Annotated in this window: 18 protein-coding genes; 5 read left to right on the top strand and 13 right to left on the bottom strand. The window is 39.3% G+C overall.

Annotated elements, in window-relative coordinates:
- Positions 1 to 113: 113 nt before the first annotated feature.
- Positions 114 to 1,073: a cation diffusion facilitator family transporter gene (locus HUW48_RS18680; protein ID WP_182412383.1), complete on the bottom strand. Its 960-nt coding sequence runs from the start codon at positions 1,071 to 1,073 to the stop codon at positions 114 to 116.
- Positions 1,060 to 1,539: a transporter substrate-binding domain-containing protein gene (locus tag HUW48_RS18675; protein ID WP_182412382.1), complete on the bottom strand. Its 480-nt coding sequence runs from the start codon at positions 1,537 to 1,539 to the stop codon at positions 1,060 to 1,062. The genes HUW48_RS18680 and HUW48_RS18675 overlap by 14 nt, the downstream gene beginning before the upstream one ends.
- A gap of 308 nt (positions 1,540 to 1,847) precedes the next feature.
- Between HUW48_RS18675 and HUW48_RS18670 the strand changes: the two genes are divergently transcribed.
- Complete coding sequence (locus tag HUW48_RS18670; RefSeq protein WP_182412381.1) at positions 1,848 to 2,213, top strand: cupin domain-containing protein; 366 nt, start codon at positions 1,848 to 1,850, stop codon at positions 2,211 to 2,213.
- Positions 2,214 to 2,340: 127 nt separating this feature from the next.
- On the opposite strand, the gene HUW48_RS18665 is transcribed toward HUW48_RS18670, so the two are convergent.
- Both HUW48_RS18665 and HUW48_RS18660 read right to left on the bottom strand, forming a co-directional pair.
- A complete protein-coding gene (locus HUW48_RS18665) occupies positions 2,341 to 2,634 on the bottom strand; it encodes a hypothetical protein (protein ID WP_182412380.1) in 294 nt (97 codons plus the stop codon).
- A gap of 143 nt (positions 2,635 to 2,777) precedes the next feature.
- Positions 2,778 to 3,245, bottom strand: a complete 468-nt coding sequence (locus HUW48_RS18660; RefSeq protein ID WP_182412379.1) for a MaoC family dehydratase — start codon at positions 3,243 to 3,245, stop codon at positions 2,778 to 2,780.
- A 221-nt stretch (positions 3,246 to 3,466) separates the two neighbouring features.
- On the opposite strand from HUW48_RS18660, the gene HUW48_RS18655 reads away from it, so the two are divergent.
- From HUW48_RS18655 to HUW48_RS18640, 4 genes are all read left to right on the top strand, one after another.
- On the top strand, positions 3,467 to 3,724 hold the full coding sequence (locus HUW48_RS18655; RefSeq protein WP_182412378.1) for a hypothetical protein: 258 nt from the start codon (positions 3,467 to 3,469) through the stop codon (positions 3,722 to 3,724).
- Between the two features lie 228 nt (positions 3,725 to 3,952).
- Positions 3,953 to 4,885 carry a D-2-hydroxyacid dehydrogenase gene (locus HUW48_RS18650; RefSeq protein ID WP_182412377.1) on the top strand — a complete coding sequence of 311 codons (933 nt, stop codon included), beginning with the start codon at positions 3,953 to 3,955 and terminating at the stop codon, positions 4,883 to 4,885.
- A 926-nt stretch (positions 4,886 to 5,811) separates the two neighbouring features.
- The gene (locus HUW48_RS18645) at positions 5,812 to 6,570 is read left to right on the top strand and encodes an AraC family transcriptional regulator (RefSeq protein WP_182412376.1); all 759 of its coding nucleotides are present in this window, start codon (positions 5,812 to 5,814) and stop codon (positions 6,568 to 6,570) included.
- A gap of 99 nt (positions 6,571 to 6,669) precedes the next feature.
- Entirely contained in the window at positions 6,670 to 7,095 is a 426-nt protein-coding gene (locus HUW48_RS18640) for a VOC family protein (protein WP_182412375.1), read from the top strand.
- A gap of 489 nt (positions 7,096 to 7,584) precedes the next feature.
- Here the strand turns inward: HUW48_RS18640 and HUW48_RS18635 are convergent, their stop codons facing one another.
- The 9 genes from HUW48_RS18635 to HUW48_RS18595 form a co-directional block, all read right to left on the bottom strand.
- The gene (locus tag HUW48_RS18635) at positions 7,585 to 8,325 is read right to left on the bottom strand and encodes a methyltransferase family protein (protein ID WP_182412374.1); all 741 of its coding nucleotides are present in this window, start codon (positions 8,323 to 8,325) and stop codon (positions 7,585 to 7,587) included.
- A 284-nt stretch (positions 8,326 to 8,609) separates the two neighbouring features.
- Positions 8,610 to 10,676 (bottom strand): polyphosphate kinase 1, encoded by a 2,067-nt coding sequence (ppk1, locus tag HUW48_RS18630; RefSeq protein WP_182412373.1) that lies wholly within the window; start codon positions 10,674 to 10,676, stop codon positions 8,610 to 8,612.
- 75 nt (positions 10,677 to 10,751) lie between these two features.
- On the bottom strand, positions 10,752 to 11,246 hold the full coding sequence (locus HUW48_RS18625; RefSeq protein ID WP_182412372.1) for a SixA phosphatase family protein: 495 nt from the start codon (positions 11,244 to 11,246) through the stop codon (positions 10,752 to 10,754).
- Between the two features lie 281 nt (positions 11,247 to 11,527).
- Complete coding sequence (locus HUW48_RS18620; RefSeq protein WP_182412371.1) at positions 11,528 to 12,094, bottom strand: DUF4256 domain-containing protein; 567 nt, start codon at positions 12,092 to 12,094, stop codon at positions 11,528 to 11,530.
- A gap of 138 nt (positions 12,095 to 12,232) precedes the next feature.
- The gene (locus HUW48_RS18615; RefSeq protein ID WP_182412370.1) at positions 12,233 to 12,616 is read right to left on the bottom strand and encodes a DoxX family protein; all 384 of its coding nucleotides are present in this window, start codon (positions 12,614 to 12,616) and stop codon (positions 12,233 to 12,235) included.
- Positions 12,617 to 12,625: 9 nt separating this feature from the next.
- A complete protein-coding gene (locus tag HUW48_RS18610; protein WP_182412369.1) occupies positions 12,626 to 13,093 on the bottom strand; it encodes an SRPBCC family protein in 468 nt (155 codons plus the stop codon).
- A 1-nt stretch (position 13,094) separates the two neighbouring features.
- Complete coding sequence (locus HUW48_RS18605) at positions 13,095 to 13,424, bottom strand: ArsR/SmtB family transcription factor (RefSeq protein ID WP_182412368.1); 330 nt, start codon at positions 13,422 to 13,424, stop codon at positions 13,095 to 13,097.
- 216 nt (positions 13,425 to 13,640) lie between these two features.
- Positions 13,641 to 14,108: an SRPBCC family protein gene (locus HUW48_RS18600; RefSeq protein WP_182412367.1), complete on the bottom strand. Its 468-nt coding sequence runs from the start codon at positions 14,106 to 14,108 to the stop codon at positions 13,641 to 13,643.
- Positions 14,109 to 14,354: 246 nt separating this feature from the next.
- A complete protein-coding gene (locus tag HUW48_RS18595; protein ID WP_182412366.1) occupies positions 14,355 to 14,795 on the bottom strand; it encodes a VOC family protein in 441 nt (146 codons plus the stop codon).
- Between the last annotated feature and the right edge of the window lie 49 nt (positions 14,796 to 14,844).

The following is a 14,844-nucleotide window of genomic DNA, read 5'->3' as shown; positions in this document are numbered from 1 at the left end:
GGGAAGTTTCAAGGCTTAGTAAGCGTTAATTTAGGTAAAAGATATATTTGAAAGCACAATTTTTACTATTGCTATAAAGAAAAAGTAAGTTTAAGAAAATAAACCATTCTAATTTATTTCTCTTCTGGCTGCGGCAGATTGCTTACCAAAGTAATAATAAATTCGTGGAGATGCCAGTGCATGTTTTCAATTTCTTTGCTGGTGGCCTCTACGTAAGCTGTTAAGTTATCCGGCGAGACGGGTACCACAAATGCTTCGCCGAAATAAATATGGCCGTCTTCGCGCAATCGTATTTCGGCTTCTTTCACCCAGGGTTTTTGTTTTAAAAAATCTTCAATATGATTAATAATAGGATCGGTTTTTTGATTATCTACTGTTTTGGGAACCTGGTCGATAAGATCAAAAAGTGATTGTTTTAAATTCTTGTAGCCATCGTGGATTATATCTAATGAAATAATGGCTGCCGCAGCGGCATCGGCCCACCACCAGCCCATTCCAATACCGGTAATTCCTAAAATAGCCGCAAAGCCAGTCATCCAGTCGGCTTTTTGCATTTCTGCATCGGTATAAAGATTTTTGGAGTGTAATTTTTTAGCCAGTGGCAATTTGGCTTTACCTAAAAAAACGGCGGGCACCGAACCCCACACCAAGGCTATCATCATCAGGTAACCCAGCCAAATTTGATGACCAAAAATTACCACAGTACCAATCGTTGGCCGATCGCCTTCAATAAGAGTTAAGGAAGAATCTATCACCAGAAAGCTGCCTACCGTAAAAAGCGCCAGCGAACTGCACAAATAGGCAATAGATACAGCTTTATGATAGCCGTACGGAAATTCTTTATTAGCTGGTTTGGCAATAATACGGGCCGATATTAAAAAAGCTATGGAAGGAGTCATGCTAAGCATATCCTCGAACCAGGCGGTTTTCATGGCTTGTGAGTTACCCATTGTAGCAACCATTACCACAATTGTAATAGCCAGATATACTAAGGTCAGCCATTCCAGGCGTTTGGCTTTTTGAAACAAAGGCACCAATTCAGCCGGAAATTCAAATTTTTCAATTGGCTTCATACGAGGCAGGAAGAGCGTTAAGAGATGATTTCTGCTGATGTAAAAAAGATTCCAGAGCTACGATTAAAGCATTTTCTCCTTTAAGCACGGCCATTACGTGCTTTTCTTTTTGTTGTTTTACATAAGGGCGGGTAAAGCTGATTTTTGTTTTCCAGGTGTTTTTATCGGTAAATCCACCAATTACCAGGTGTAATTTTCTTTTTTCTAATTGTTCAAATAAGTCCTGCTCGGTATCATTCACCCAAACAATTTTGGCATCCTGCGTTTTAGCAAATTTTTTTATTAATTCTGCCTCCAAGCCAGTTGGTTCAGCCTTTGTTTTTACAACCCAGGGCGGATTTTCGGTGTATCCAACGAGTAAAGTACCCTTCTTGATTTTTTCCAAAGTTTTATCAGCATCCCTTGGATAGTTATCGCAGGCCGACGTAAATAAAACCATTAACAGGAGTAAGAGAAGTAAACGCATGTAAAATCCGGACGCAAATAAGCTAAGACAACCAGCCGCTATATACAAAATTTTAAGTTAATTAATGAGGATAAATAATGAGTTAACAAACAGCTTTACCAGATACGGATTGTAAATTTTTTATTACCAGCCATTTAAGAAATTAGGTTTGTTTTTAACTTAATCCGTTAACCAGATGGCCAGGAACCTGGTACTAAAAAGATTATTACTTATTTAGAAGTCTACTAAAATACGGACGGAATAAGAAAGAAAGTAAAGCAGCCTTTCTTCTTCAGGATAAGTATACAACAGTATTGCCGAAAATACTTATGATAAAAGCTTATAGAATATTTACAGGCCCGGATGGCCATACGCACGTAGAAACCGGGATAGTATCAGAGCATCACTTAAACGAGGCAGTAGCCATTCGTTTTAAGGAAACACCTGCTCCGGCTACCTACGACTGGCATCCGGCTCCTACTACTCAATACGTACTTACTTTAACGGGTACCCTGGAGTTCGAAACCTATTCCGGCGAAACTTTTATTGTAAAGCCCGGTGAGGTTTTGCTTGCCATGGACACCACAGGTTCCGGCCATAAATGGCGGCTAATAGGGGAGCAGCCCTGGAAAAGAGCTTACGTACTATTTAAAGCAGAAATGGAAGTGAATTTTACTCCGGATGAAAGGATATAAGTAATAGCAAAAGGTTTACTAATACTTTTAAATGGAAGTGAGGCTTTCAGATTTACTAATTCATTAAATTAAAAAGAGGAAGCTATTGCTTCCTCTTTTTAATTTAATGAATTACATATTTACTGGGTTATTTATCTTTTTCGTAGCCAGCTAATTTTATCATCTTATTGTAGTTACCTAACAGTAAAAAGGAAGGTGCCCACTGACCAACAAATAATGCTTCCTCGTCTTTTTTCATAATTTTTAAAGTAGCAGAAACCGCCATAGAGCCTAATGCTGCCCATAAAAATAGATCGGAAGGTAATTTAGAAGTATAATTTTCAATAGCTGAGGCTACTGGTCCTTCTTTATGTTCCGGATTAACGTTATCTGCTTTATTTTTTAAATCGGCTGCTTTGTTTTTTAAATCTTGTGTGTCCATAGTTTTATAGTTTAAAGTTGAGTTACAAGCCTAAAAACGAATTACTGGGGCTATGGTTTAAAAAAAATTACTTACAGCTTAAAAATCTTCAATAATTTAGTTTGTTTTTAATGGTATACTGGCCAGGTACCAGGCAAATTATCTTATTTATTAAAATGATAAAGAAAGGTTATGACACCCGTATAAGCCGGTTTGGGTGAATCCATTATTTCCAGAGTAACTTCTATTTGAGCTTTGGCAATACCCCGCAAATTTTTTAAAGAGAGTAGTTTAGCCTTTAGTCGAACCTGGTTATTTACCATTACCGCTTGGTTAAATCGCAGGTTTTCTATTTCATAATTTACCTGCATTTTTAAATTCTGAATCGTCACAATCTGTCCCCATAAATAAGGTAGCAGTGATACAGTAAGGTAGCCGTGCGCAATGGTACTGCCAAACGGCGATTCTGTTTTGGCCCTTTCGGCATCTAAATGAATCCATTGATAGTCTAAGGTAGCTTCCGCAAATTTCGCAATTTGTTCCTGCGTAATGGTATGATACTCCGAAACGCCTAGTTCTGCCCCTTCGTGTTTCTGAAAATCTTCAAAATTGCCGATTAGTAATTGGTTCATATTATTTCTTTATAAGTAAAGTAGTAAGTTCTAAAATTTATATTCATTCTCAACAGAATAGATTTACACTTATTAGGGTTTATTTTTTTATTTTAAAGGTTTAGTTATTTAGTAAAAAGTAAATCTAAAACTTTATAGTATCCAGAAATTATTAGTAGAACTAGATGTATCCTAAACGGGTTTAATTAGTACGGAATAATATAAAATCAGAACTTAAAATTATGTTGGAATATACCTTGTTTCACTATCTTCCTTTAAGGAGCCAGGTGGAACTGTTAGCCCGGCAAGGTACTGCCTTAGCCCAGCGAAATCATAAAGGTTGGAATATTACTTTATACGAACTTAATAATTATTTTGTAGAGCGCTGGGAAAAAAGTGGCTTAGAAATTATCGGTACTTTTAAAAAATCAGCTAGCCCTCTGTCTATTTTAGAACCCTACCTCGATAATATGGAGGTTCAATCTTTTCTGGATGCTTAAAGATATTTTATTATTAACGGGCAATATACTTTTCTGTTATTTACGCTAAAACCTTAATCTGTTACGTTTATTTCTTTATTTATAAGAGATAAATAAACGCTCCTGCTATTATAATACCTGATATCTTTTAAACTTGCGTTGTAGAACTAGGGTAAGCTTTTTAGGGATTTAAAAGATTTAATTAACCTTAAAAAAGCATCTCATTTTAAATTATTTTAATAGAAAGAAATGAAGCTATTTATTTATACTTCTTTTAATGAAGCCAACCGGAATTTTTTACGGCAAGCAGTACCATCGGATTTAACAATTGTTTTTAGAAACGAATTAGCAAAGGAAGATATCTTGCCCGCTTTTCAAACGGCAGATATAGTAATGGGTAATCCGCCGGTGGCCTGGTTTGAAGAAGCATCACTAAATTTAGTTTTTTGGCAACTAGACTCGGCTGGTTTTGAGCAATATCAATCGGTTAAGGTAAAGGCAACGGTGGCCAATATGGGCGATTTCTTTGCCCGTCCGTGTGCCGAAACCATGGTAGGTGGCATTCTGGCTTTTTACCGGGGCATTCCGGAATTAGTAAAATTGCAGGAGCAAAAGAAATGGCAAGGTAACCAGGTGCGGCCGCACTTAGATTTACTGGGTAATAAAAAAGTAATTATTTTGGGTGCCGGCACTATCGGGCAAACTTGTAAACAAATGCTAACTGGCTTTGGTTGCCAGATTAAAATGACTGCCCGCCAAAATCCGGCCGCCGATATTTTTTCTTTTGAGGATTTATTAAAAGAACTACCTGAGACGGATGTTGTAATAAATACCTTACCTGGTGGGGCAGATAAATATGTTTCCGAAACTTTTATTCAAGCCATGAAAACGGGTAGCTTGTACGCCAGCGTGGGGCGGGGCAGTACCACCGATGAGCAAGCTTTAATTTCAGCTTTACAATCGGGTAAATTAATTGGCGCCGTATTAGATGTTACCGAAGAAGAACCCATTCCGGAAAGTAACCCTTTGTGGGAAATGGAAAATGTACTGCTTACCCAACATACGGGCGGTGGATATTTGGGAGAAGAAGAAGGTAAAGTAAAACAATTGCTCAATAACCTTCCCCGGTATTTACAAGGCGAAGAAGTTCTCTTTCAAGTAAATCTAGCGAAAGGATATTAATGCCCTTAACTCTGTAAATAGAACTTGTTTCGCATTTATAAAAAAGTAAAAGTTTCGCCTAAGGTGGTGCTTTTACCACCTTATAGGAGCTGGCTATGGACTAATTGTTGCGGAAATTACCTGATAATAAATAAACTTCTAAAATGCAAAATAGCTTCACAGATAAGATTAATTTAAAAAGATTGAGTTTACTGTTTTATTGGCCTGAAGCTTCTGATTAAAATACTAATAAGCTTTTATTGACTTATATTAGTAAAAACAAAAAGGCGACCTTAAGGTCGCCTTTCGCATTAATTGGTAGATGTAAAAAAAACAGGAAGTAAAATTTACAATTAACATTAGCAATTTCCCTGCCAGAAACTAAACGTTGTTTAAAACCAAGTAGTTAAAAAAATCCTTAGTTCAAACTCGCCAGGTTTTCAAAAAACAGGAATGTCGGAAATAGAACTTTAATATTATTCCTTTCTAATTACTCCCGCCATCTTAGAAGGATCTAACTAATTTAGATTGACTGCCGCAGGTTAATCGAGAAAGTTATTCATTACATTTAACAAGTAATCTCCCTTACTATCAGCAATCCGTTCTTCTTTTCTGCCGGTTAGTTCCTTCCAGGATGACAAAAGAGAAAGAAATATGTACTACTTAATTCCAGTTCAGGAAAGTTTCGGACAATAATATTGTCAAAACCTATTGGGTTTATATCCCTATTGTTTAACCTTCATTTTAATAGGCAACCGCTAAATTCTATTGGGTATTAATTGTGCCCCATGGTAGTTTAAAATCCAGTAGTACTTTAAATTCATAACAGGTAAGTAATTCCTAATTACTATAAAAGTATTTTAAAAGTTACTTTACTAAATTAGGCTATCCAAGCTAAAAAATATGTGGAGAGAGTTATATATTACATTTTGTTGAACCCTCTGTAAATGAAAGCAAGTTACCCGTTACCCGCAGCAAAAATTGCCGATTTTGTAGAAGATATTCTGGTAATTGAAAACTACAATGTTAAAAGTTCGTTTGTGCTTCCACTATTTGCTAACGGTAAACCAACTTTACTTTTTCAGACTGCCAAAGGAAAAATCAAAAATAACTCTAATTATTTAACCCTTTTTGGGCAAACCATTTTTCCGGAACAAATTACCCTTACCGAGAACTTTACCCTGATTGCTTACTTTTTTAAGCCGTTTGCGTTAACTGCGCTTTTCGGTTTTTCGGCTCAGGAGCTAACCAACAATCCTATTAGCTTAAACCTTTTGCAACAACAAACAACTAAAAACTTACAGGAACAATTACTAAATGCATCGTCGAACAAGGAAATGCTTAACCTCTTAGACGATTTTATTTTTTCGCTTATTACCAAAGTGAAAACCGACACGAAGCTAATACAATATGCCACCCAATTAATCTCTGAAAATCCGGCTAAAGAAATTTTAACAAAAGTGCGGGATGAACTTTGCGTAACCGAAAGAACTTTTCAGCGAATGTTTGAACAAAAAGTAGGGCTTTCGCCGAACCAATACCGACGGGTGGCTCAATTTAATGCAGCGTTTCAACAATTAAATAAACGGCAGTTTAAACTTATTACCGATATTGCCTTTACCCACAACTATGCCGACCAAAGTCATTTTATAAGGGCCTTTAAGGAATTTACGAATCTGACGCCCAAAGAATATCTAAGATTCTAAAGTTTAGCTATTACCGTTAAAATTACTTTTGTCGGTTTTGTTCTATTTTTTCGTTGGCCTCTGTACTAGGTTTGTGGTGTACTTTAAAACTAAATAATCATGACAAATAAAATTTATCCTTGCTTGTGGTTCGACGGACAAGCCCAGGCAGCAGCAAAATTCTACTGCTCTATTTTCCCGAATTCTAAAATTACCGCCGACAATCAAATGGTAGTGACCTTTGAGCTGGACGGGAAAAAATTTATGGGGTTGAATGGAGGTCCTCATTTTAAATTTACAGAAGCAATTTCTTTTGTGGTAAACTGCGAAACGCAGGAAGAAATCGATCATTACTGGACAAAATTAACCGCGGATGGGGGCGAAGAAAGTAACTGCGGTTGGCTGAAAGACAAATATGGGATCTCGTGGCAAATTGTACCAACGGTGTTGCCTAAGTTATTGAGTAATCCGGACAAAGCACAAAAAGTAGTGGAAGCTTATATGAAAATGAAAAAGTTTGATATTCAAACGCTGGAAAATGCCTAAGTAAAAGAAAATCAGGTATAATAGCGCTTTGCAGAAAAAGAGCTGACGTGCTTTAAGTTACGCCAGCTCTTTTTATTGTCCTGCAACTAAGTCTAGGTTCCGAATAAGTTCATCCAACCTACCCGCCATTATCCGTCATCCTGCAAGTATCTAAGTGGTTCAGAGCGACTGCCGGAGCAATTTTAAATAACGTGCGTTCGAGATAAGAAAAGAATACAGCGTTATTTTTCTTTAAGTACGTCATTCTGCAAGGGTGAATTGAAAAGGTGGAAAAATAGTTTTTCTCTACCCAACTCCTGTTTCAGACAATCTTGTTGTCAAAACCTGCTGGATTTATTTTCTTTTAATTAGGCAAGCAAGTTCAGGCGAAGCAGAACTAACATTAGCTCAACTACTAAAACAGGAAGTACAGAAAAATTTAGTCCTTGTTTAATTGTTAAATTATTAATCAGATTAGCACAAACTTTTGACCATTAGCCTAAAATGAACTTACCTGCCGGCTATTTCCAGAACGTGGGTATACTTTTTTAGCGAACGTAGAATCAGAAACAGCAAGGTGCCCAAACCAAAAGTTACTTGCCAGAATCCATCAATCTGAAAACGGTGCTGCACAAAAAAATGACTAGTCATATTGAGCATGGTAAACGAAATGACCATAGCAAATAAGCCATTGTATTCGCGTTTAAGTACGTTACGTAATGAAAAGGGCAGGATAGAAGCTTTCCAACCCGTTAACCGTGGAAAAAAGGCCGGGGTTTGACTTGCCCATTTTTCGTAAGTATTAGGGTAACTGCGGCGTAAAAACTCTTCTTCGGCAAACATGATGCGCTCGTAATACAGCCAATAAGCCAGGGCACAAATTACCACAAACCACCAAATACCAATAAACAGAAACAAACCGAGCCACATTAAAAAATTGCCTAAATACAAAGGGTGGCGCACTACCGAGTATATACCAGTATGATTTAGACATTCGGCAATTTGTTTATCGGTATTGCGGCCAGAAGTACCTTTGGGCGTGTGGCCTACGGTAATAGCCCGGATGATTAAACCTGCGAGGGATACCGTTAAACAGAATGCGCCCCAGGAGGTACTGGTAACGCAGCTGTAGGTTTTCTCCGGATAAAAGTAAAGTAAGGAAATGGCAAACGGGTAAAGTAACATGGGCAACCAGCCTCTTCGCCGGAATAACCAGTTACCGGAACTCTCAAATTCTTCTCTTAATGGCATTCGCTCAAATAAATATTAGCAAGACATACAAGTTAGCTTGCCCAACACAGGTGGTTTTTAAACCTTAAAACTAGGCAAAATACTACATAACTAAACGTAAAGTTTTAAGATTAGCACGTGTGAATACTTAAATTAAATAATAAGAATAATAATTTATTCGAATACCGCAGTCTGTTAAAATTAGTAATCAATGTTAAATTCAGTAGAAATTGTCATTAAAATCGCCATTTTAATCTTAATTGTCCCAGGTGAAAAATTCAAAACTATCAATTCCACCTTTTGGCTTATTTCGTAACTTCCTGCGCTGTTTCAGCTTCTTGGTAAAGCGTTTGCAAATAGGAATAAGTATCAAATTGGGACCGTGTTTCGGTAGCATTTTTAGTCCGAAGGTAGGTATTTTGAATGGTGCGGGCTTTGGTATTATCTTGTAATTGTAATTCTATCAAGTGCCTTACTTCCTGGCGTAAAGCGCCATCAAACAAAGGAAATCCTACTTCTACCCGGCGGCTCAGGTTACGGGTCATCCAATCGGCGGAGGCAATGTACATTTTTTCGTTGCCGGAATTTCCAAAAATATAAATGCGGGAATGTTCCAGGTACCGGTCTACAATACTCCGCACGTGGATATTCTCGCTTAAACCTTTAATGCCGGGGTTTAAGCAACAAATACCCCGCACAATTAAATCAATGCGCACACCGGCCGCACTAGCTTCGTAAAGCTTTAAAATCATGGCTTCGTCTTGTAACGAATTCATTTTCAATATAAGATAGGCCGGCAAGCCTTTTCGGGCATTTTTGATTTCTTTGTTAATTAACTGAACAAACTTTTGGCGCATATTAAAAGGAGCCACCAGTAAGTACCGGAACTGCTTATTGGGGTTGCGGTCCAGTAAAAACTGAAAAACGCTTTCTACTTCTTTCGTCAGGCGAACATCGCTGGTAAATAAACCGTGGTCGGCGTAAATGCGCGATGTTTTTTCGTTAAAATTACCGGTACTTAAATACGCGTAGTTTACGAGGCTATTCTTTTCCTGTCGCGTTACCAGGCACAGTTTACAATGCACTTTATATCCGGGTAAACCCACAATTACGGTGGCACCGGCTTTTTCCAGTTTGCGGGCCCAGTTAATATTCGATTCTTCGTCGAAGCGCGCTTTTACCTCTACTACTACGGTAACTCTTTTTCCGTTCTTGGCGGCTTTTACCAGAGCTTTGGCCACCTCTGATTTATCGGCTACGCGGTATAAAGTAGCGCTTACGGCGGTTACTGCCGGATCAGCGGCGGCTTCGTTTAAAAACTGCAAAACGTAGTCAAACGACTGATATGGGTAATGCAGTAAAAAGTCTTGGTGGTAAATGGCTGCGAGTAAATTTTTACGGCCGTGCAGCTTCGGGTGTGGTAAAGTGGGCTGTGGTGGGTACTTTAAGTGCGATAAATTAAAATCCGGAAAGCCAAAAAAATCGCGGAAATTATGGTAACGACTGCCTATTACTAATTCCTCGTTGGTAATGCCAATGAGCCGGCAAATAATATTCAGCAAAGAGGTGGGCGTTTCGCTGTCGTAGAGCAAACGCGAGGGGTAACCTGTCTCGCGTTTTTTCAGGCTCCGTATTATTTTGCTTAATAAATTTTCCGAAACTTCTTCTTCAATATCCAGTTCCGCATCGCGCGATATTTTAACGGCGTAAGCAGTAGCGGTGTCGTACTCCGGAAATAATTGCGGTAAATCAAAACGGATGACATCGTCCAGGAATAAAACGTAATGCTCGTTGTTTTGGGTAGGTAATTTTACAAAACGGCCGCCGTGTTTCTTGGTCGGTACTTCCAGAATAGCAGTAGCGGGTGGTTGATTGGCTTTAGTAAGCTCAATAAGTAAATAAAGAACCTGGTCTTTCAGAAAAAAGAAATTTTGCTCAGGGGTAAGCAAAACCGGTTGAAGCAAAGGCTGAACTTTATGAGTAAAATAATCGCGTATAAAGGCTTCCTGTTCTGGCCGGATAGTTTTTTCGTCGAGTAAGTAAATTTTTTCGGCGCGTAAGGCGGGCAAAATCCGGTTCCGGAAAGTTTCTCCTAATTCTTCCTGCTGGCGGGCTACTTCGGCTAATACGTGGTCTAATTCTTCGTTGGGGTCTTGCGCTAGTTTTTGCCGGGTACTTTTTTTAAGCTGAATCAGTCTTTTTAGGGTGGCAACGTGCACTTTAAAATACTCATCGAGGTTCGAAGAGAATATAGCCATAAACTGAATGCGCTCCAGTAAAGGTACGGTGGCATCTTTGGCTTCTTGCAATACGCGGTAATTAAAAGCCAGCCAGCTCAGTTCGCGGTTCAGAATTTTCTTATTCTTTTCCATTACAAAAAGGTAGATTGCCTTTTGCGTTACGGAGAAAGTCTACTAAAAAGTTAGAAAAAGAATAAGTTTAGTAAATTATTTGTGGTTTTTTGGGAAATCGTAAAAAAGTAAAGTGGCATTTTCCGGGGTAATTTCTTTCCAGGTAAAGCAGGCAAAACGCAGGCTTACCACGGCTGCGGTGGGCATATCTGTAATATGTTCCGGCGACAACATATTAGCTAAATCAGAAATTTCCGGGTTATGACCTACCAGCAGAATGTTGTCCACGTCGTCCGGAAATTTTTGAATAATGCGGTATAATTCTTCTTTACCGGCACCGTAAATGTTTTCGTCGATTACAATTTGGCTGGTGTCGTATTCTAGTTCTTTGGCCACCAGCGAAGCCGTAGTAAGGGCTCGTACCGCCGAACTGGAAACAATTAAATCCAGAGCAATCTCGCGCGACAATAATTCCCGACCCATTAAAGGAGCATCGTCGCGGCCCCGGTTATTTAAGGGTCGGTCGTGGTCGCTGAGTTCGTCGAAATCCCAACTCGATTTAGCGTGCCGCAATAAGTATAAAGTTTTCATAGAGTAGGCGGTAAAGATCGAAGGAAATGTGCCGGTTAAATTAAAAAAACTTATTTAAATATACTACCCGGAAATACTACCCGGCGCATTATTACCCTTTTACTGTTTGTCCTGCCAAGTAGTTTTCTGGTGCTTTTTATTTTGATTATAGTTTGAATGTTCGGGGTTCCTGTAAATCTAATTGTTGCTGATACTTACGGGCATTGGTAAAGTAAAAATCTATTTTAGGATTCATATTTTAGTAAATAAATGAATCTTTTACCGGGCGGTAGGTGCAAAACTTAGACTTTTAAGCAGCCCCGAAAGCCTCGGGCAGCGTAGTAGGATTCTGCCCCGTTGTGGTACAAGAAAACAGTGTTATACCGACGATCACAAAACAGGGCACCGCCTAGTTTTCGGATTTCCGCCGGAGTTTTTACCCAACTAGAGGTTTTCGTGTCGTATTTTCCTAGTTTTTGCAGTTCCCGGTATTGGTCTTCGGTTAAAAGCTCAATGCCCATGGCAGTTGCTGCATCCAGAGCGTTATTTTTGGGTTTATTTTCTTTTCTGGCCTCCAGCGCTTCGCCGTCGTAACAATAGCTGCGGCGACCAGCAGGGCTTTCCGGAGAACAATCAAAAAAAATAAATTCGCCGGTATTATTATCATAAGCTATCACATCCGGTTCGCCACCGGTGCTTTCCATTTCCTGGAGCGACCACAATTTTTTGGGATTTGTTTTTAGCTTTGTTTGTACTGCGGCCCATTCTATATTTTTATGACGATCCGGGGTTTTCTCAAAACGGGCTTTTAAGGTGCGGAGTAGTTCTTCTTGTTGTTCCGGTAATAACTCTTTTTTAGAATTGTTCATGTTGTTTATATTTTATGTTCTCGCTGTTAAATAGAGGTGTAGCGTATTATTTACTAAATTTTTTATAAGCTGTAAATCGCTGTAGTTTTTAGCACATTAGTTAAATTTCAATTCTTAAATAGTATTTGTGTATTTTAATCAGGAATACTCTGCCATAAATTTTCTATCTGTAGGCCGGAAATACCACGATATTACCGTAAGAAGGAGTAATAATAAGGAAGGAGCTATTTCGTTTAGGGCATTACCGCTGGAAATATGAGAAAATATGGCTCCCGACATGGCAAAGAAAAAGCCGGCATAGGCCCATTCTTTTAGTAATGGAAATTTAGGAAGCAGCACTACAACTACACCCAAAATTTTCCAGATACCCAATAAGGTTAGAAAATAGTTTGGATAGCCCAAATCTAACATAAGAGCTACTTCTTCTTTTGCTTTTAGTAATTGTACGATGCCGGTCGATAACATTCCTAAGGCAAGCCAGAGAGTAGAAACCCAAAAGATTATTTTATTTCGCCTGGTCATGATGAGTAGTTATTTTAGTTGACTTACCACAGTTTGTAATCGGTTATGGGCCATGTTTAAGCCTTGTGCAAAAGGTAAAGACAGCATCTGGTTGCGGTGCGCCACAGATTTATACACTATCTGCATACTCAGTTTGCTAGTGTCCTCGGTGAGTTTTTCAAATTCTAAGAACTCCAACTGCACGGGAAAAGGCGTATTCTCCATCTCAAAGGTGCGGGTGATTTTTTGGTCCGGAACAAACTCATGAATTACTCCATTGGCTTGAAATACCACATTGCCTTGGGCATCTGTGGTTTGGAACTGCCAACTGCCGTGCTTTTTGTTTTCCAGTTTCAGTACTTTGGTTCCCATCCATTGCTCCACCAGGTCGGGCTCCACGTAGGCTTTAAAAAGTAATTCTAAGGGCAAATCAAATTCGCGGGTTATTAGTAAATCTTGTTTGTTGTCGTCGGCGTTTATTTTTGTTTTTAAGCCCATGTTATTCCGGTTGTTTTGATTTATAATTTTTCATGATGGCTTCCAGTTTATTAAACCGGTCGTCCCACATCTGGCGGAAGGGTTCAATAAAGTCGGCTACTTCTTTCATTTTCAGGGGATTTAAATGGTAGTGAATTTCCCGACCAGTTTGCTCTTGTTTCAGCAATTCGCATTCAGTGAGTATTTGCAGGTGCTTGGAAACGGTAGGCCGGGCAGTATCGAAATTCGCTGCAATAGCGCCGGCCGTCATGGATTGCGAAGCCACTAACAGCAGGATAGCCCTTCTGGTTGGGTCGGCAATGGCTTGAAATACATCTCGTCTTAAATTCATTATGTAGTTATTTGGCTACTAATTTAAGTGTAGTTATTTAGCTACGCAATTTTTTTTGCTATTTTTTACTAAATATTTTTGTGAGTCGTTAAGGGTAGTTTTAAGTAATTACAGCCGTTATTTTTCTAAAAACAGGAAAGAACAATTTTATAATGAATTGGCTGAGAGATGTGAGGCTGGAAGGTGCTGGAATATGGGCGGATGAATAGGGTAACTTTAGCTGGAAGAAGCCATTTGTACTAACTCGTTTTCGAGCCGGTCAAAGTTTTCTTCGTTTTTATCTATTACATACGGTTTTATTTTGTTGCATTCGTTTGCTGAGTTAAAAATTTGTTTAAATACAATTTTTGTTTGGTTATCCGCTACCGCTTCAAAGGTGGCTACCACCTGAAAAATGGGTTTAGAAGAGCGGTTCCAGGCTATAAGCGATGGTTTTTCTATTTTTATAAACTCACATTCATTCGGGTAATTTCCTTTTTCGGGACCGTGCATAATAAAACTCCATTTTCCACCGGGGCGTAAGTCAAACTCGTTAAAAGTATTCGTAAATCCGGCGGGTCCCCACCAATTTTTTAAATGGTTTGAGTCCGTCCAGGCGGTAAAAACCAAATCTCTGGAGGCGTTTACAACCCTAGAACTTACAATTTCACAGTCGGGGGTGGTAAGGATAATTTCTGGTGTCATTTGGATAGGTTTTATAGTTTAAATGGCTTGGTCTGTTAAAGTGGATGGTTTTAATGCGCAGGTAACATTTTACAGATTTGTGCTACAGTGAAACGCCAACCTTTACGGTAAATAAAGTAAATTTTAATGGGTAAGATTAAGAACGTTCTGCTGTTAGGGCACAAAAACGATGTTGGCGACAGCTACGGCCCATGATATTAAAAGCAAAACTTCCTTAGTTAGGAGATTTTATTAAAAATTTGCGTTTCATTTAGGGCCAAGTGGTTCTGCAAGCCCAATGAGCAGTCCTTCGGGGCCGCGGATGTAGCAAAGTCGGTAGGAGTCCTCGTACTGAACCACTTCGCCCACGAGCTTAGCGCCCTGCTGGTAGAGACGAGGGAGCAACTCGTCCAGGTTGTCAACGGCGAACATGACGCGTAGGTAGCCGAGAGCATTTACCGGGGCCATCCGGTGATCGGCAACAACGGGCGGGGTGAGAAATCGCGAGATCTCGAGCCGGCTGTGGCCATCGGGCGTAACCATCATCGCGATCTCAACCTGCTGTGAACCCAAGCCAGTAACGCGTCCGGCCCATTCTCCTTCGATTATAGCTTTTCCTTCGAGTTTCAGGCCTATTTCGGTGAAGAAAGAAATAACCTCATCCAAGGATTCCACCACCATGCCGACGTTGTCCTGTAAGTACCCCATTTTTGGGACAGTTTGAATGAGACCATTCTCATTATTATTACTATTACTA

Origin of the sequence: Adhaeribacter radiodurans, from assembly GCF_014075995.1 — a bacterium.
In the GTDB taxonomy this organism is placed as follows: domain Bacteria; phylum Bacteroidota; class Bacteroidia; order Cytophagales; family Hymenobacteraceae; genus Adhaeribacter; species Adhaeribacter radiodurans.
This window is presented reverse-complemented; position numbering and strand designations above follow the sequence as displayed.